Annotated in this window: 15 protein-coding genes; 7 read left to right on the top strand and 8 right to left on the bottom strand. The window is 57.6% G+C overall.

The window, feature by feature from the left end:
- Nucleotides 1–197 precede the first annotated feature (197 nt).
- Nucleotides 198–905 carry a universal stress protein gene (locus E2484_RS14020; protein WP_137285813.1) on the top strand — a complete coding sequence of 236 codons (708 nt, stop codon included), beginning with the start codon at nucleotides 198–200 and terminating at the stop codon, nucleotides 903–905.
- 313 nt (nucleotides 906–1,218) lie between these two features.
- Here E2484_RS14020 and E2484_RS14025 read toward each other — a convergent pair whose 3' ends face one another.
- From E2484_RS14025 to E2484_RS14035, 4 genes are all read right to left on the bottom strand, one after another.
- On the bottom strand, nucleotides 1,219–2,154 hold the full coding sequence (locus E2484_RS14025) for a hypothetical protein (RefSeq protein ID WP_137285814.1): 936 nt from the start codon (nucleotides 2,152–2,154) through the stop codon (nucleotides 1,219–1,221).
- 172 nt (nucleotides 2,155–2,326) lie between these two features.
- Nucleotides 2,327–3,748, bottom strand: coding sequence for an FAD-binding oxidoreductase (locus E2484_RS14030; RefSeq protein ID WP_137285815.1), 1,422 nt, complete (start codon nucleotides 3,746–3,748; stop codon nucleotides 2,327–2,329).
- Nucleotides 3,749–4,154: 406 nt separating this feature from the next.
- Nucleotides 4,155–4,505, bottom strand: coding sequence for a HalOD1 output domain-containing protein (locus E2484_RS26110; RefSeq protein WP_170977357.1), 351 nt, complete (start codon nucleotides 4,503–4,505; stop codon nucleotides 4,155–4,157).
- 355 nt (nucleotides 4,506–4,860) lie between these two features.
- The gene (locus tag E2484_RS14035; protein WP_137285816.1) at nucleotides 4,861–6,027 is read right to left on the bottom strand and encodes a M24 family metallopeptidase; all 1,167 of its coding nucleotides are present in this window, start codon (nucleotides 6,025–6,027) and stop codon (nucleotides 4,861–4,863) included.
- Between the two features lie 102 nt (nucleotides 6,028–6,129).
- Between E2484_RS14035 and E2484_RS14040 the strand changes: the two genes are divergently transcribed.
- Nucleotides 6,130–7,539 carry a sodium:solute symporter family protein gene (locus E2484_RS14040; protein WP_137285817.1) on the top strand — a complete coding sequence of 470 codons (1,410 nt, stop codon included), beginning with the start codon at nucleotides 6,130–6,132 and terminating at the stop codon, nucleotides 7,537–7,539.
- Between the two features lie 119 nt (nucleotides 7,540–7,658).
- Here the strand turns inward: E2484_RS14040 and E2484_RS14045 are convergent, their stop codons facing one another.
- Complete coding sequence (locus E2484_RS14045) at nucleotides 7,659–8,375, bottom strand: helix-turn-helix domain-containing protein (RefSeq protein WP_137285818.1); 717 nt, start codon at nucleotides 8,373–8,375, stop codon at nucleotides 7,659–7,661.
- 497 nt (nucleotides 8,376–8,872) lie between these two features.
- Between E2484_RS14045 and E2484_RS26115 the strand changes: the two genes are divergently transcribed.
- Entirely contained in the window at nucleotides 8,873–9,010 is a 138-nt protein-coding gene (locus E2484_RS26115; protein ID WP_394347918.1) for a hydantoinase/oxoprolinase N-terminal domain-containing protein, read from the top strand.
- Between the two features lie 354 nt (nucleotides 9,011–9,364).
- On the opposite strand, the gene E2484_RS25660 is transcribed toward E2484_RS26115, so the two are convergent.
- The gene (locus E2484_RS25660) at nucleotides 9,365–9,565 is read right to left on the bottom strand and encodes a DUF7835 family putative zinc beta-ribbon protein (protein ID WP_137285819.1); all 201 of its coding nucleotides are present in this window, start codon (nucleotides 9,563–9,565) and stop codon (nucleotides 9,365–9,367) included.
- A gap of 939 nt (nucleotides 9,566–10,504) precedes the next feature.
- Between E2484_RS25660 and E2484_RS25665 the strand changes: the two genes are divergently transcribed.
- Nucleotides 10,505–10,636, top strand: coding sequence for a hypothetical protein (locus tag E2484_RS25665; protein ID WP_321112627.1), 132 nt, complete (start codon nucleotides 10,505–10,507; stop codon nucleotides 10,634–10,636).
- Nucleotides 10,637–11,230: 594 nt separating this feature from the next.
- On the opposite strand, the gene E2484_RS14060 is transcribed toward E2484_RS25665, so the two are convergent.
- On the bottom strand, nucleotides 11,231–13,006 hold the full coding sequence (locus E2484_RS14060) for a hydantoinase B/oxoprolinase family protein (protein WP_137285820.1): 1,776 nt from the start codon (nucleotides 13,004–13,006) through the stop codon (nucleotides 11,231–11,233).
- A 220-nt stretch (nucleotides 13,007–13,226) separates the two neighbouring features.
- Between E2484_RS14060 and E2484_RS14065 the strand changes: the two genes are divergently transcribed.
- Nucleotides 13,227–13,766: an Lrp/AsnC family transcriptional regulator gene (locus E2484_RS14065; RefSeq protein ID WP_137285821.1), complete on the top strand. Its 540-nt coding sequence runs from the start codon at nucleotides 13,227–13,229 to the stop codon at nucleotides 13,764–13,766.
- On the opposite strand, the gene E2484_RS14070 is transcribed toward E2484_RS14065, so the two are convergent.
- Nucleotides 13,767–14,114 carry a cupin domain-containing protein gene (locus E2484_RS14070; RefSeq protein WP_137285822.1) on the bottom strand — a complete coding sequence of 116 codons (348 nt, stop codon included), beginning with the start codon at nucleotides 14,112–14,114 and terminating at the stop codon, nucleotides 13,767–13,769.
- 327 nt (nucleotides 14,115–14,441) lie between these two features.
- On the opposite strand from E2484_RS14070, the gene E2484_RS14075 reads away from it, so the two are divergent.
- Together E2484_RS14075 and E2484_RS14080 are read left to right on the top strand one after the other, a co-directional pair.
- Complete coding sequence (locus tag E2484_RS14075; RefSeq protein ID WP_321112628.1) at nucleotides 14,442–16,214, top strand: hydantoinase B/oxoprolinase family protein; 1,773 nt, start codon at nucleotides 14,442–14,444, stop codon at nucleotides 16,212–16,214.
- Nucleotides 16,215–16,275: 61 nt separating this feature from the next.
- Entirely contained in the window at nucleotides 16,276–17,298 is a 1,023-nt protein-coding gene (locus E2484_RS14080; protein ID WP_170977358.1) for a dipeptidase, read from the top strand.
- The last annotated feature ends 13 nt before the right edge of the window (nucleotides 17,299–17,311 follow it).

The following is a 17,311-nucleotide window of genomic DNA, read 5'->3' on the forward strand; positions in this document are numbered from 1 at the left end:
TCGTGATTCGTATGTAGTCGCCAGTCCACGACTGTGGAATCGAGTTACGTCGACAGGGCGAACCCGGGGCGGTTTGGAGGGTGTGACAATCGAGACTCAAGCGTATGTACCGATTCCACACTGTTAGGGGCGCTGTCGACAGTACCAGTATCTACTTGGCGTTGTGGGGGGCAACCAACCTGTAACGAATGAACCGGATGTCGCTTCTCGTCCCTGTGGTGTTCCCCCGTGAGGAGTCCTTGACGGACGCAAATGTACAGGGGTTGACCGGGTTCGATATCGTGTTGTTCGGCTACTGGAAGACTCCCGAAGGGACGGACCCAGCGGTCGTCCGCGAGGAACACGCGGTCGACGCCGAGGCTGAACTGTACGAGTTGGCGGCCCAGTTCAGTCGTGCCGGTGCGTCAACGGACGTCCAGTTACACTTTGGACCGGACGACGAGTACTTGGAAACCCTCCAGAATCGCATCGTCGCCGACACCGATGCTGACGCGGTCGTGATTCCGAAACGAATCACGATGTGGAACAACGTTTTGGTCCCGTTGCGCGATGACCGGAACGCGGATCGGATCGTGGAGTTCCTCACTGCATTCGACCCGGAGACAATTTTCACGTTGGAGTTGTTCCACGTTGCGACGGATGAGAGTGACGTCGACGCTGCACGGGAGATGCTCGGTGAGGTGGAACGAATGCTACTCGCCCATGGGTTCACCGAGAGTGACCTCGAAGTGACCGTCGCTGTTGCGGAGGACCCGGACGCAGCGATTATTGAGCGGGCGGGCCGCCACAATGTCGTCGTAATCGGGGAGACGGAGGAACAAACGGACGCGAAGCAGTTCCTTGGATGGACCTACGAACGTATCGCGGAGCGGACTGACGTCCCGGTCGTTGTCGTCCGCAAGTAGTGAACCATCAATATGTCTACCTACGGCTACGTCTCCTCGGCCATCATCGTTTCAGTTTGGTTTGTCTGCTCGACGGTGACGAACGCGAAATCGTGGACGGGTCGATTGCTCGTCTGTTGAACGCACGGCCGGTCGGCCGTGCGATTCGACCGCAGGCAATCGGATGACTGGTTGCCGTTCGAATCACGGTACGCGACAGGGACGATCCGTCCACAATCGATGACGACCCCGTGACCGACAGTGCCCGAGTGGTCGTTCAGCAATCGGTTCAAAACGAGACGGCTGCCGAGGCATAGCGTTCCGAAAAAGGCCATCAATTTTTGATTTCAGGTTCGATTTTTGCCAGCCAAATCCCGTCTTTACCACTCCAACCGCCAACAACCAGCGCACCGTCTTCTAACCGAGAAAGTCCAACGGGAGTCCCCAAGTTGACAGATATCGTGACCGTCTCCTGCACTTGACCCCATCGATCGACAACGTGAATCGGTTTCTCGGGATCCCGCCCTGATCGGTTCTGGTTCTGCGGCTCGCCCGTGAGCGCAAACCCATCACCGTAAGGGGTTAGGTCCACAACGGACTGTGGGTCGTACGTCCGCCGCCAGATGAACTCGCCGTCGGAGGTAGTCCGAACCAGCATCCCTCGGCGATGGACGTCCGGTATCGAACCCGTACTGCCACCGTAGAGGACACCGTTAGTTGCGGGAACAGCGACGTTGACGCCCTCAGAGCCAACACCCCCGTAGGTGTGACGCCAGGCAGGTGTACCATCGGAATCGACGGCACATAGCCACGCGTCATCGTCGCTCCCTCCAGCAAGGAGGAACCCCTCTTCCCGTGGAAAGAGGTCACTGACGTAGTCTCCGTCGTATGTTTGCTCCCATCGTGTGTGACCCTTGGCGTCAACTGCACGGACCCAAGCGCGTAGGTCAGCATCGACCCGGCGAAGATCAGCGCGATACCCCCAGATGAGATAGCCGTCGTTTGTGGGGTGGAGAGCACGGATACCATGGGGAGCCTCGGCGCGCCACCGCCATTGCTCTTGGCCGTCTTCGTCAAGGTGGAGAAGCCACAGCCTCGGTGACTCGTCTGTCGTCCCGAGTACGGTATACCCACTGTCGACTGGGACGACGTCGACAACTCTGGTAAATCCAGGCGTATCGACGGTCGTCGTCCACCGGGAAGTACCGTCGGGACCGATTTCCGCGAGCCACGCGGTCGCTGAACGGCTACTGCCTGTCCGCCCGACCACCAGCACGCCACCGTTTGCGTCCCCGATTGCCTGACACTGGAATTCGGAATCACCGTAGGTCCGCTTCCATTTGACGGCGTCCGAAGTCGGTGCGTTCTCGGAGCGATACCTCGCGCCAATCGCAACTCCGGAGATTGCTGGGACAGTTTTCTCGGATAATTGGATTCGGCCGTCAGGCGTCGTCGGGGTCGATATTGACGTTCTGGCTGAATACGTTGTCGGGGTCGTAGGCAGCCTTGGCCTTAGCGAGGCGCTCGTAGCTGTCACCGTAGACTTGCTTCGTCCAGTCTTCCCACTCGCGTTCTTCGACCCCGGTGAAGCCAGCGTAGGCACCTTCGGCGCCTTCACGGCGTAGTTGGCGCTCAGTTTCTACGGCCCAGTCGAGGGTGGACTGATTCTGGAACTCCTCCCAGTTGCCCTCGATGGTGATCATGTACTGCTTGTCGTCCCACGCGTACGCGGCGTCGGGGCCGTGGCCGATGTTCCCGCCGAGCGGCCACACACCGATAGCTGCCATCGGGGTGGGGACGGCTTCCGTCTGCTCGAGGACGGTGTCGTGGATGTCGTCGGTAAGTTCGTCGACGAATACCGAGCGGTGGGTGTACTTGCGGCCCCACGGGTACATCTGCGTCCCGAGGTCGTGGAGCATCTCGTAGGGCATCACATCGCTCATGTCGATGAGCGGGTCAGCAATGTCGCGCAGCGGCGCGATGGCCTCCGCACCCTCTTTGGGGTCGCCAGCGTAGCAACCGAGGATGCCGACAGCGTCGGTGCCCGCGAGTTCGTCGGGCATCGGTGGTAGATTGGGGACGTGGCCGTTGATGAGGATAGTGGTCAGCTCTGCGGGGGCGTCAGTCATGACTTCGCGGAATGTCGCGAGGACGTCCTCGGCGACGTCTGCCGGGTAGAAGATGCCGAGGCTCTGCACCATCGGGCCGACCTCGTACAACTCGAACTCGAAGTTGGTGACCACACCGAAGTTGCCGCCACCGCCGCGGACGGCCCAGAACAGCGCCTCGTTGTGGTCCGGCGAGGCCTTCCGCAGTTCACCATCAGGGGTGACGATTTCGACGCTGCGGAGTGCATCGATGCCGAGCCCATGCTTGCGGCGGATCCAGCCGATACCGCCGCCGAGCGTCGATCCGGGAATGCCGACATCGCCCGCGCTGCCGGTCGGGGTAGCCAGGCCGTGCTTCTGGGTCTCGGCAAGAACGTCCTCGGCGCGGGCGCCGGGCCCGACGCGTGCGACCTTCTGTTCGGGATCGACGTGGACGCTGTCCATGTCTGCGAGGTCGATTACCAGTCCCTGGTTGACGATGGCACTTCCGGCCTGATGGTGGGCGCCACCGCGGATAGAGAGTTCGAGGCCGTTGTCGCGGGCGAACTGAACAGCGTGGCTGACGTCAGTTGCACCCTTAACGCGGGCGATAACGGCAGGATACTTGTTGATGAGGCCATTCCACACGTTGCGAGCATCTTCGTATTCATCGCTGTCCGGAAGGATGAGATCGCCGCGGAGGTTCTCGTCGAAGTCCTTGATGTCCTGTTCGTCGAGTTCGGCGACGGTTCCAAGCGGGTGCTTGCGAGCCGACATAGATGGACAATTGAGTCCACCAATGGACAGATTATAAAAATATCTGTTATTTACATTTCGAGAGTGTCTTATCATATCTGATTAAGAAACGATGGTTTAGCGACCACCCTCGTACGTCCGTTACATATTCATTTGACTAGCATCGTACTCCACGATTATCTATGAAGGCGCTAATCTTCATACCCTGTATCGAAGCTAAGGTAGAGTTGAAATAATCAGTAGCCTCCAGCGTCCTCAAAGCACCGACCACAACGGCTGATCCCATCACCAATCTGCACCTCGCCAGTCCGGATGGACGCGATATACCGTTGCGGGACATGACGCAAGGCCCCACAAGCCGTTGTATCACTAGTCGACCCCGGTTGGGACCGATGAACCGTCCCCGTGTGTTTGTTGAGGAGGCGTGTCATCGGTCTCGAATGGTCTGGGGACCTGTGGTGGCTGGAGTGTCGTCCTCGTCAGGCGTAATCTCGATCTCCCCAGTTGCATACACACGCACAGCACAATCATTGAGACAGAATGACACCCAGCCATCGTCACGACTGGAACCGGAAGTCGGTGGATGAAAGAGATTGTTGAGTGCATCGGGGTCTATCATCTCGAACACGGGGCCAAGGTCGGTCGGTGGCGTGTTAGTGATTGCTGCAACACCCATGATAACGGCAGTAGTGACGGACTCGTCATCTCGCCAATCATGGTGAAGTTGGTACGTGTTAGTTGCTGCGTCGAATGTGATTGCGGTGTCGGTGGTTTGCATCAAGCCTCCCCCTATGACACGTAGTGTACTTACAGATGTCAATGTTATTGCCAGCTTCTATTTGCTTATTTAATGGTACGACAGGAGCCTGATGAACGAGGGCTTTATACCAAAGGGTTACACCTGCAATACGGCGACGTTTTGAATAAACGATGTACTGCAGTCTTGCGAATGTGATCCATTCGGAAAACGAGCGGGCGCTACAGGCTCCGGTTCAACTGTCGAACGAATCTTCCTTGAGACGTGAGGCGGCCGAATTTGGCCGTCTCAGAACAGTGATTAGCTGCAGTACTTGATATTAAGTACGTGGCTCGGCGGAAGACGGGGAATGTGGCTCTTCTCCATACTTCGTTTCTCACTCCGCTCGTAGTACTCCGTCAGGGGACGGGGTAAGGCGCTCGGCCCCGTTCTCGGTGACGACGAGAGTATCTGAGTGTCGGAGTGCGAGTCCCTCATCCTCGAAGTAGAGTCCGGGTTCGATACTGATTACCATCCCAGGTTCGAGGGTACCCTGGGTACGCGCATTCAGAGCTGGGCCCTCGTGGATGGTAATTCCCTCACCGTGACCAGTCCGGTGGACGAGTTTGTCTTCGTACCCCGCGTCTTGCAACTTGTTAGCGGCGAATTCGTCGATCTCGTGCGTTCCGACCCCAGGTTCGACCAGGTCCATCGTCTGGTTGCGAATTTTGACGAGAGTGGACATCGCCTCCTCAACCTGATTGGGGACATCACCGACGAGGATAGTGCGTTCTTCTTCACAGACGTAGCCTTGAATTGACGGCAGCGCAATCCCGACGACACTGTCGCCGTTCTCAATGGTGCGCGCCGTCGAAAGACTGTGAGGTTCGAGTGCGTGTTCGCCAGTCAGGACGCTAGCGAAGCCGTATTGTCCGAGTTCGTTCGCCGTCCCGATATCGTACTCCGGAAACTCCTCTAGATACGTCTCGTAGTACGCCTGCTGGATCTGCTCGAGCACTTCCAACTCGGGAACGCCGCTTTCAACGGTATCGATGTACGCCTCCATGCCGGCGGTTGCCAGTTTTTGAGCGCGGCGGATCATCTCGATCTCCCAGGACGTCTTTACCTTTCGCAGATCGAGGAAGGCATCCGTGAGATCCCGAAGAGCCGCGTTACTGGCCGCATCGAACTGGTCAACCCAGCCTGGTTTTGCAGCCGCTTTGTCGTAGCCGAGTACGTCAGCGTCAGTCTCGGCGACTGCTGCCGCCAGCACCTCGAACGGGTCATCGGTGTCCGTGTACACGAGTGCACGGTCTGTCCACGCCGTCCGTGTTACCTTCGTACGCTCTATCTCGGGCGCGAGAACAAGACTCGTGTCGGGGGTTACGAGTGCGATAACGGGCCGTGAGTACATTCCTGCGTAGCCACCGCTGAGATAGTACGAATTGGCTGGAGAGAAGGCGAGTAGTCCGTCAACGTCCACTGTGGCGAGATAGTCATGGATTCGAGGAAGTCGGTCCGAATCGATGAATCGGCGATCTGGATCGGGGTTTATCTCTCGCATTACAAGTTTAGGTGGGGTGATGAGAGGGAAGTGAGTTTTTATCACCCACACATCTTTCTGGTAGGTAGTGCATTTAATACACCCGATTCGTCATGTCTTATCATGGCAGTTGAAACAGACATCACGCTGTTCTACGTCGTTGCCGCCTATCTCTGCGTCATGCTGGGCGTAGGGATTTGGGCATACAAGAAGACGGACAGTGCAGAGGACTTTATGGTTGCCGGACGGAGTCTCGGAGCAGTCATTATCGCCGGCACACTGATGGCAACTTGGATGGGGTCCGGCACAGTGACTGGCGGGAGTAATTCGATCTCCTACGAACACGGATTATGGCCAGCGATTCTGTTCGGGAGTGCTGCTCTTCTCGGGATTGGCATCCTCAAGATTCTCGCTCCACGCATCAGGAGGTTCAATAAGATCACCATCCCGGAGATGATGGAAGAGGAGCTGGGATGGGAGGGAAGAGTAATTAGCCTGCTCATCATCGCGTTCGCCTATGTGGGAATCGTTTCCTACCAGTTCATCGGATTCGGTTTCGTTTTGAACGTGACGACGGGGGTCTCCGTCACTCACGGAACGCTCATCGCGACAGTAATTATAATCACCCTCGCGGCGATGGGAGGACTCATGTCAGTCGCGTATACGGACGCCATCAGTGCATTCCTCATGCTCTGTGGACTGTTCGTCGCGTTGCCATACGTGTTTGTCGAGGCCGGTGGTTGGCAGAACATCGCCCAGAACGTACCGGAATCACACCTCAACCCGCTCGGAGACCTCTCATTCATCCAGTTCATGGGTTTCTGGGCGCCGTTCTTCCTGCTGATTCTCGCCGACCAGAACATGTATCAGCGAATCATCGCCGGTGAGACAGACGAGGGAACTAACCGGGGGCTCATCGGTTGGTTTATCGGTGTGACAGTAGGGATGACGATCATTCCCGTGATTGCGCTGGCCTCTCGCGCAATGTTCCCGAATCTGGATCCCGGGATGGCGTTGATCGCAACGACGACCGTCGTTCCGACCTGGGTCGGCGGGATTCTGCTCGCGGCCGCTTCGGCGTTCATTATTACAACGGGAAGTTCATACCTGCTATCTGCGAGTACGAATCTGTCGCACGACCTCTACCAGGGCATGATCAACCCCGATGCGTCGGACAACAGCGTGTTCTGGCTGACACGCCTGTTGGTCGTCGGGCTCGGCATCTTCGCCTTCGTTCTCGGCGAATACTTCCCGACGATTCTCGAAATCCAGATGTACTCCTACACTGCGTACGGGGCTGCGATCACCCCGGCACTGTTGGCGATCTTCCTGATGCGGAAGAGACTCACCAAGACGGGCGGTCTCACCGGCATGACCGTCGGTGCCATACTGTCGATCACCTGGGACACGGTTCTCAACAGCCCTCTAGGAGTCGATGCCGTCATTGTTGCGGCACCGACGGCCGCACTGCTGATTGTCACGGTGAGTTATTTCACGGAGGGCAGAACGGCAACCAAGCCAGTCCAAGGATAGCTCCTTTTCGAGACCTCGTGGCTAAATAAACTCCTCTGTGATAGTAACCGTGGAAACAACGCAGGGGTTACGATATTTTGTAGAATCTCAAGTCGGGCCGATTAAGCCGAATAATACAGTCAGGGATCGAGGAGCTTCGATTCAGCCTTTTGCAGGTGTTCGAGCATTGTCGCCTTCGAAATATCGAGTTCGTCGGCAAGTTCGCGAGTTGTCGTCTGACGGGGCCATTCGTAATAGCCGGCTTCGCGGGCCAGTTCGAACACGTCACGCTGGGCCGGAGTGAGCAAATCGAGCCGCTGGTCGCGGGACGAACGGTCGGCGGTTTTGGACGTCGTGATCGAAGTGACCGTTATCTCAGCGCCCGCCTGTTCTCGAACGGTATTTAGTGCGTTCTTCAAATCTGAACGTTCACCCGTAAAGCAGACGTTCCATTCCTCGCTGCCATCCTGAATTCTAATCGGTTCGCTGTGAACGAATCCGTTCTCGAGCAACGTGGGGCATATCATGTCGGTGGGATCGTATTCGAGGAAAAATTCACGAACGACAGTACCCGGCATATCGCGTTTACGTCCAAACCGTTTCTGCAATTCGGATAGTTCTCCCGAATAGTCTGACTCGCGGATAGCGTTGAGCAACGTTTCGAGTTTCGCTCCCGTTTCAGCGAACGCGGTGAACAGTCCCTTGACCGGTTCCGTCAGGTTCTCGTCCATTTTTGGGGAGTTATAGATCGCGTGCGCCAACACACCACCTTTGGTTCTGTCAGTCGCTTCGATAGCCCAGCAAGTAGGATGCCAGAGATCGAGAGTCAATCGGACTCCCTCAAGCTGTTGACTCATGTACTGTTATGCCGATACAAGCCGCTCGTTCTCTTATAAATATTGGGCAAACCATGGTCGTCAGTTTAATACCATCCATATATTAGGATATAGGTTTACGAACTTATTAAATCTGAATTAATAAATTATAATATCACTTCTATTCTGTATAATAGCAGTTCTGAATTGATTCCCTCTGCGGCTGGAGCTGTAGAGGCCCCGAAACTCGGGACAGCAATGTACTCAGGCCGCTTGCTCTCGCCGAGACACACCTCACTCGTCGCTGAGACCGGAGTTGGTGGTAGAACAGCCACATACGAGTGCTGAGACCGCACGTCCATACCTAGATTTTTGCGCAGAATTGTAGGTAGTTGGGATTATTCTCGGAAGGACTCCACATTTCTAAACTCTTAGCTGGTATCGAAACATCTGTTATAAAAGGTGCTGAGTGAGCAGCGTACTAGCGCGGGGTCAGAAAATGCACCGAGAGGTGGCGAATAACCGGCGCTCGCAACGATATCGATGTCGGCAGGACGTTCACCGACGGCGTCGACGTCCACGACGAGGCAGTCTTGGCGAAGGAGAAGCCGCCGACCACCGAGGACGTGACGACGGGAATCGTCGGCGCACTCGACGAACTACTCGCGGCAGTTTGAGGAACTGTGACTGTGTGTCTGTACCGTGACGCTATGAGCTAGAATTCGGATTCTCTGGATGTGTCCTTCTGTATCCCATGACCACGTGTGAGAAACACTATGCGTTAATGGTTTTTTGTGTATCTACTTGTCAATAGGTTAAACAGCATTCACAGGGTTGGAAGCCACGTCGTTCCGCCTCGACACGGGAAATACGTTCCCCACCACGGTCGGCAGCCACGCTGCTCTGCAATTGCTGGGCATAAACTCCCGTTTCGTCTGTGTTGAGGATGTGGTAATAGCCATCGTCGCTGGTCACCACTGCTGAATCTGAAATGGCGCGCAAAACGGGACTGCTTCGTACTTCTCTGTCGGTTAGGCGTTGTTCATCCGCTGGCTCGTCGCCGCCCCACACTTGACGCATTCCGTGACACGATACGGCTCCCGGGAAAACTCTGCGTTCGAACTTTTGTTGCTTTCAGTCCGGATTTCGATCGTGACGTCGTGCGGCGTTGGTTGCCCACACTCCTCGCAGGGCTCTGTGGTCTCTGAAAATGCTGTATTTTGCGTTGCCATGATTGATCTCCCCACCTGTATCCTTGCGGTATAGCCGTATCAAACAAGCAGACGGTTGCGGCCTGTTCGAGAGTATTCGCTCTGTTTCACGGACGACAATTCAATTAACAATAAGCTACTAGCGGCTGTATTTAGGTCACCGACTGTTTCAAATCGTTTAGCCAGTCCCATACAATTAGACTGGAAGATCGTTCGCCCATCAACTACACTCGTTGGGTACCGGTCAGCCAACCAGCAGACGCGTCGAAATCCCCCGTCGCATTTCGAGGCAAACAGGGCGACTGATCAACAACAGTATTGCCGAGTCGGCGATGCGGGCCCTAACAGTACGGGCTTATTACACGATTGCAAGAGTGTTGCTTATAATACGCGCAAGTGTTTCAGTGGTGGAAACAGTCCGAAACTACAAAGCGGCGTGGAATACCCTAGAAGGGGCGAGTAGCTGCTGGCTGCCCACCGATTGGAACTCGGTTCTGCGGCGGAGTGCAGTCGCCCTCCACTCGCCGGTGGGCCGATAGCGGCGAGAACATTTTTGCAGTTTCGCCGGTTTGAATAGTGCATACGGAGTGGACGATGGTGACGAATGATGACGCACATCCCTTTGGCCGGTGGCTTGCCTGCCCGACCTGTGCCAACACTGCTAACTCGCCGCAGGTGACCGGCACCGATGCAGTTGGTACCATTCATTGTAGCGAATGTGGAACTCAGCTAGAGCTGACCGGGGTTCCGGCATTCCTCCAGTGGGTGCAATGCCCAGCCTGCGGCTTTGGCTCGACTGTACAACTCTCCCTTGATGATAACGGTGATTTACTCGTTGACTGTTCCCAGTGTTCACGACTATATCGTGCCGGAGAGAATGATTGAGACTCCCCGGTCTGAGAACCCAATATAGCGTACACTTCGAGACAGACAAACACGGACAGAATACTACGACCGTTTGTGAACACCACCAGCCGCCGAATCGACGACCTCCAGCTGCAGGCGCAGGTCGCGGAGATGAACGGCTGGATGAACGTGAGCGAACTGATCCAGTCCATCAACTACTGGAACACAAACGACCTCACAACCTAGTGGGACACCGGCAACGTCGACAACGTGACCGTCACCCTCACCCGGCCCGAGGCGAGTAGGAAAACGGGACCCGAAAATCCATCGACATGTGCGACATCGACACGCTCGCGGTAGCTATCAACTCGCCTGCACAGGTCGACTGATCGCAATCGGGGGTTCGTCGTGGAGGTTGGACGCGACGACCTGCTTGGCCTGCTCGATGAGTCGTTCCCCTTCGTCGTTCAGCCGGCCCGTGGTTTGTTTCGTCCCGAATAATACGATGTCTGCACCGAGGGTCCTAGAGCGTTGTCCTGACGCAACTGGACGGGACCTGATGGAAATACCAACGAGTCAAGCGGAGTTTCCGGTTTGCAACAGTCGTGACTAGATGGTCATTCTATGCCCATCGGCGCGAGTAGTGCATACGATTTTGAGCATATATGGCAGCAGCTGCACACATTGACGCGCAACTCCAGGGGTGTGTCCCCCATCTACAGGCTGAACAGGGCGAGTCCCTCGGGGCGTGACCCCGGGGCAGTTCATGTCACTGCCCATGCCGGTTATCTCTATCGTGCTCGAATCGACTGAATCGGCCGTGACGACGGCTAAGGGGTCTCACTGGTTCCGAAGTCTCGCGGTCTCCTCGTGGTCGATTCTGTCTGGTTCGGTGAGTACGACGCCGTACTCTTCGCGGGCGGCTTTTCGGGAGATGTACTCGTCGAGGACGTCTTCGCGAACTTTCTCGGGGCCGCGGTCGGACGGGTCGCCGTAACCGCCACCGCCGCCGGACCGGTTCGAGATAACTTCTCCCGGCTGAAATTCACCCCGCATCATCCCAACCCACCTTTCGTCGTCCTCGGCATCGTAGAGGTCGGAGTTGTCAGTAAACACCTCGATTCGGTCGGTCCAGTCATCGTCAAGATGCTGCAATAACACCGCGTTCTTCACGCCCGGGTGACCGCCTGCGAGCCCCCAGCCGTCCGTCCGTGTGTTCTGAATTATCGAGAGGGCACCGACGGGGTTGGTCACGCGGAAGTCGCGACGGATACCGAGGCCACCGCGGCGTTCACCTGCGCCGCCCGAGTCCTGGCGGAGTTTTAACCGGTCGAACTCCACAGGTGCTTTCCGTTCAAGCACTTCGATGGGGATGTTCCGGACCATGGTTTCGCTGATGTGCATCAGGGCGTTCGCCCCGTCGTGATCGGGGGTCGCACCCCAGCCGACGCCCTCGTTGTTCGCCTCAACGAAATGGCGGCCAGTGTCCGGACTCTGGCCGTAGAACATGACGTCACAGAGGTCGCCGCCGGAACTGGCCGGAATCTGGTCGGGCATCCCCTTCGCGAGTGCCTTGTAGATGACGTCGATGCCGACGATGCCCATCCATCCCACGAACGTCGGGGCAGGATACGTGGGTTCGAAGATGCTTCCCTCGCGGGTACGAACTTCAAGGGGTTCGTACAGGCCGTGATTCGAGTCCTCCTCCGGGGTGGTGACCGTCTTGAAGCAGAGTTTTCCCAGCGTTTCGCCGTCCGTGCTGTTGAACGGTCGGTCGAGTTGGTCCTCGGACCTCGATAGGTCGACGGTGAACTCCTCGCCGTCGATTATCACGTCGGCCATAATCTCGATGCGGTCGATATCCGCCCCGGCGGCGTCGGCGTATCCATTGGCGTGCCACTCTCCATCCGGGAGTTCACGGACTGCTTCCCGGGCAGTCCTCTCGCCGTGGTCTAGGATCTCGTCGATGGCCTCGTCGACGACATCGGCCCCGTATTTTTTGTAGAGATCCTTGATGCGGTCCTGTCCGGTCCGTAATGCGGCGATTTGGGCGTTCAAATCGCCGATGACTTTGTCGGGAATGCGAGAATTGTAGCGAATCAGGTCGAAGATTTCCTCGTTGGGGTGACCGCCCTTGTACACTTTGGTTCCGGGGAAGATGAGACCCTCTTGGTGGACGTCGGTCGAATCGAGGACGTAGCCGGAGTCTTTCGCGCCAAGATCCAACCAGTGTGCTCGACAGGTCGTATAACCGATGAGTTCCGTTTCCTGGTCGTCGAAGACGGGCGCGAACATTAGCACATCGAGCGTGTGTGCTTTACTCCTGTAGGGATAGTTGAGGAGGACGACGTCGCCGGGGTCCAGGTTCTCTTCGCCAACGTGCTCGACGCCGTTTTCGAGTCCGGCATCGTTCGCGCCGAGGAACAGCGCCAGTCCGGGCGAGTCAGCGACAAGTCGACGGTCGGCGTCGTATATGGAAATTCCGAAGTCGAAAATCTCGTAGATGATTGTATTGTAGGCGGTCCGGACGAGGGTTCGTTGCATCTCGGTGGCGGCAGAGGTCAGGTAGTTCCGAATAACCTCGACCGTCGCCGGACCTGCACCGTCGGCGTTCATTAGCGACACAGTCACGCGGTAACCGCAAAAGTGTTCACCCGGTTCGACGCCTTTGTAGCCGGTTCGAGGAGCATGGCGTATTCGGCGTGAATCAACGGGACGTAGATCCAGATACTTTCGAATTGGCTGGCCGGTGATAGTTCGGTAGTCTCTTGTACCGAACAAAGCAAAATAGTGCCTACAGAACTTCGGAATCTACCATGAAAGGGCATGGATTAGCATGACCAACTCGACGACGTCTTCCGAATCGGACGACTGGATCGATAGCGAAGAGGTCAAGGCCATCCTCGAAGAGCACCTTGACGAGACAGACTACCAAATTTTCAAAGCACTGAACGAGAACGGCCGCATCTCCGATACGGAACTCGGGGACCAAGTCGGACTCTCTCGAACGGCAGCGCGTCGACGCCGGGAGAACCTGCAGAGCGAAGGTATTATCGACATCCTCGCGGTCATCGTTCTGCAGGAAGCGGACCTTGCCTACGCCGACGTTCGAGTCTCCTTCTCGACGGATACGACCCAGCGGGAAGTGGACGAGTTCATCGATGACCTTCTGGAAGACGAGCTCATCTACGAAGTTAGCGAGTACTTGGGGTCCGACGATTTGCTTCTCCGAACGTGGCACGCATCGCTTCACGAACTCAAGGGGTACATCTCGGAGCGTTTGCGGGGCACCCCAACCGTAGAGCAGTACGAAATTTCCCCAATCGTCAAGACAAAGAAGGCCTGGCAGAAGGTCATGGACAACAACGAAACGTGACTACAGGTCACCGGCCACGGTGTACACCAGTTTGACCGGATCACCCGTGCGGTTCTCGCTGTAGTGCTCGGTGCCTGCTGGAATGGTAATGAACGTCCCGGGGCCGACAACTCGTTCCTGCTCGTCGTCGGGCAGACCGAGTACGACTTCCCCGGAGAGAATGACCGATAGCTCGGGGCCATCGTGGCTCGTGGTACCCGTCTCCGGGACTCGTTCGCCAGGTTCGATGACATAGGTCCCCGCCTGCACTGGCGGCTCGTCATTCTCGAACAGCGTGAGCGGGTCGCCGACGCTTTCAGCCCATCTCTCGTTGAGGTTGAATACTCTTACCCCGGGTTGCTCAGTCACGATAATCCCTCCACTCTGGGTTCACTGTCTCCAGGATGCCAACTAGCAGCCGTGTCGCTCCTTTGTCCCTGGACCTTCGACGGGTGGACGGTAACATACTACATATCGTTTATCGTGGATAGATAAGTGCTATGTGAACAACCGTTCTATCAGGGGTCAGCACACATAGTGGGCGTATTCGCCGCTTAGCACGTTCAATACGTAAATTCAAACAAACGAAACGTCTTGTGTATGCCACGTGCCGTGCAAGCGTTTAACACGGTATCCGACGATATCCTAGGCGGTGTTTTTCACGTGACCACACCCGGGGACCCATCGAGTACAGATTTGACACCCGACGCCGCGACAATCGAGGTGGTCCGCAACTACCTCGTCTCCGCCGCCAACGAGATGCAGCGGACGCTCATTCGGACCGCCTACAACACCATTGTCTACGAAATTCTCGATTTCGGCCTCTCGATGTACGACCGCGAGTTCAACCTACTCGCGGACTCCCCCGGCCTCGCACTCTTCCTCGGTTCGAACGACTACAGCGTCAGGGAAACGGTCGAGTACGTCGGCGAGGAGAATCTGGATCCCGGCGACGTCGTCATGGTAAACTATCCATACCGGAGTTCGTCGCATACGCTCGACGTCAACTTGTTCGCGCCCGTCTTCGACGACCAGGAAACGGAACTCATCGGGTACGTCGCTAGCCGTGCGCACTGGCTGGACCTGGGTGCGAAAGACTCCGGCTACGTCCTCGATTCGACCGACGTCCACCAAGAGGGAATCCTCTTTCCGGGGACGAAGGTCTACAAGCAGGGCGAACCGGACGAGGAGATCCTCGACCTGATTCGCTACAATTCTCGCATTCCCGACAAAGTCATCGGCGATTTGAACGCCCAAATCGCCGCGCTCAACACGGGGCAGAAGCGGCTACAGGAACTCTACAACAGGTACGGCGCGGAGACGGTAGAAGCGTGCTTCCAGCGTGTGTTCGAACACGGCGAGGAAGTAGCCCGGGAGGCGGTGGCCGAACTCCCAGACGGAAGTTGGAAGGCAATCGACTACGCCGACAACGACGGACTCACCGACGATCCCGTTCGAATCGGCATCGAGGTGACCGTCGACGGTGAGGACCTGACCATCGACTTCGGTCCGTCGGGCGATGAGACCGACGGGCCGATGAACATCCCCATCGGCCGAACCCAGGCCGTCGCGAAGTTCTGCACGAAGACGCTGGCGACGCCACAGGAACCCGCAAATGAGGGTCACTTCGGGCCGCTGACCGTCGTCGCGCCCGAGGGGACGCTCTATCACGCCACATATCCCGCTCCGACGTTCACGCAGTGGAGTTCCACGCTGGCCGTCGAGGTGGTGTACAAGGCGCTCTCGAAGGCGATTCCCGATAGGTTGGCAGCCAGTTCGGGCGGGGACCTCTGCAGCATCATGCTCTACGGTGAATCTCCCGAGACCGGTCAGAAGTTCGTCGAGGCGAACAACGAGGGTGTCGGACGAGGTGCGACTGCGACCCACGACGGCGCGAACGGAGTCATGCACATCGCACAAACGAACGTGCGGAACATCCCGGTCGAGGTGTTCGAGAACAAGGCTCCAATCGAGTTCGACCGATTGACGCTCAGACAGGACTCCGCCGGGGCTGGCGAGTACCGTGGCGGCCTCGGGATTCGCCGGGATTACCGGTTCACCCATCCGAGCGGTGCGCTCTCCATCATCAAGAAGACCCGAAACGAGGGATACGGACTCGAAGGCGGCGACCCCGGCGCGCGTAACGTCGTAGTTCTCCAGTCCGACGATGACGAGGACTGGCTGGACCGAGTGACGGTGTACGCCGACAACGACCACCTGTACTCGGACGTACCGGGCGAGAAGCGGGTCGGGATGATGCGCGGCCAGTTCGAACCAGGCGAAGTTATCTCGAACCGGTCCGGCGGCGGTGGCGGTTACGGCAACCCGTTCGACCGCGACCCCGAGAACGTCCTGACAGATGTTCTCGATGGGTACGTCTCCCGAAAAGCTGCCCGCGAAGAGTACGGTGTTGTACTCACGGACGACGGCGAAATCGACGAGGCGGCCACTGAGTCGCTCCGGTCATGAGAGATCATTCGGCACGGAAGAGCCAACTGAGACGAATGAGCAAAATCGTACGGAGGTGTTCGTGACACCGCCGCCACCGGCCGTGTTTGACGCCCATTCGGACCTCCCGTTCCGGGTCATCCGCAAACGGGAGGCAGGGCGTCGGGCAGTCGTGGCCGAGGACTTCCTGCCAGCGATGCGCGCTGGTGGGATTACTGCCCGTGTTGCTGCAGTCTACGTCGACGATGTGTATCTCCCGGAGATGGCCCTGCACCGCGCGCTCGCCGTTCTCTCGGAGGTCTATGCCGACGTTGCGGAGTCCGACGACGTGGAACTGGCGACGACGGCCGACGACGTCAGTGAGGCGCTCGACGCCGGTACCGTGACGCTCCTGCTCGGACTGGAAGGGTCCGAGCCCTTGATGGGCGACCCGCGTCTGCTCGATGCGTTCTATCGTTCGGGCGTCCGCCTGCTGACGCTCACACACAGTCGTCGAAACGCGGTGGGAGAAGGAGCGCCGCTCTCGTCACCGGGGCAAGAAACGGGGAAACGAGGAACCCCGGGTGGGCTGTCGGAAACCGGCATCGAAGTGGTCGAACGCGCGGAGGACCTCGGCATCGTCGTCGACGTCTCGCACCTCAACGATCCCGGGGTCGAAGACGTCCTCTCCGTCGCCACTGAACCGATACTCGCCTCTCACTCGAACTGTCGGGCGCTATGTGACCACCCGCGCAATCTCACCGACGAGGAAATCGCCGCCATCGCCGACACAGGAGGAGTCGTTTGTGTGACTACCGTCGGGAGTTTCCTCGCTAGCGAGTCACCCGACCTGAACGACTTCTGTGATCACGTCGAGCATGCCGTCGACATCGCCGGCGTCAAGCATGTCGGCCTGGGATTCGACTTCTTCGAGTACCTGTTCGAGTACATGTCCGAGCGCGAGCGCCAGCGCATGCGGGACATCTCGGTCGCCGAGGACCTTGCGACCGACGAGTCTGCCGCGAACGTCCCGGCCGCGCTCGAAAACCGCGGGTTCTCCAGCGATGAGGTGGCTGCCATCTGTGGGAAGAACATCCAGCGGACGTTCGAGCGCGTCCTGAAGTAGGTGAAGGGTCATC

The sequence above is a fragment of the Halorussus salinisoli genome, from assembly GCA_005239435.1.
Classification (GTDB): Archaea; Halobacteriota; Halobacteria; order Halobacteriales; family Haladaptataceae; genus Halorussus; species Halorussus salinisoli.

What these genes read in the sequence shown, in the direction of transcription:
- E2484_RS14065 (WP_137285821.1), top strand. Translation starts at nt 13,227, where the DNA reads ATGACCAACTCGACGACGTCTTCCGAATCGGACGACTGGATCGATAGC.
- E2484_RS14035 (WP_137285816.1), bottom strand. Translation starts at nt 6,027, where the DNA reads ATGCGAGAGATAAACCCCGATCCAGATCGCCGATTCATCGATTCGGAC.
- E2484_RS14030 (WP_137285815.1), bottom strand. Translation starts at nt 3,748, where the DNA reads ATGTCGGCTCGCAAGCACCCGCTTGGAACCGTCGCCGAACTCGACGAA.
- E2484_RS14020 (WP_137285813.1), top strand. Translation starts at nt 198, where the DNA reads ATGTCGCTTCTCGTCCCTGTGGTGTTCCCCCGTGAGGAGTCCTTGACG.
- E2484_RS14060 (WP_137285820.1), bottom strand. Translation starts at nt 13,006, where the DNA reads ATGAACGCCGACGGTGCAGGTCCGGCGACGGTCGAGGTTATTCGGAAC.
- E2484_RS14040 (WP_137285817.1), top strand. Translation starts at nt 6,130, where the DNA reads ATGGCAGTTGAAACAGACATCACGCTGTTCTACGTCGTTGCCGCCTAT.
- E2484_RS14045 (WP_137285818.1), bottom strand. Translation starts at nt 8,375, where the DNA reads ATGAGTCAACAGCTTGAGGGAGTCCGATTGACTCTCGATCTCTGGCAT.
- E2484_RS25660 (WP_137285819.1), bottom strand. Translation starts at nt 9,565, where the DNA reads ATGGCAACGCAAAATACAGCATTTTCAGAGACCACAGAGCCCTGCGAG.
- E2484_RS26110 (WP_170977357.1), bottom strand. Translation starts at nt 4,505, where the DNA reads ATGCAAACCACCGACACCGCAATCACATTCGACGCAGCAACTAACACG.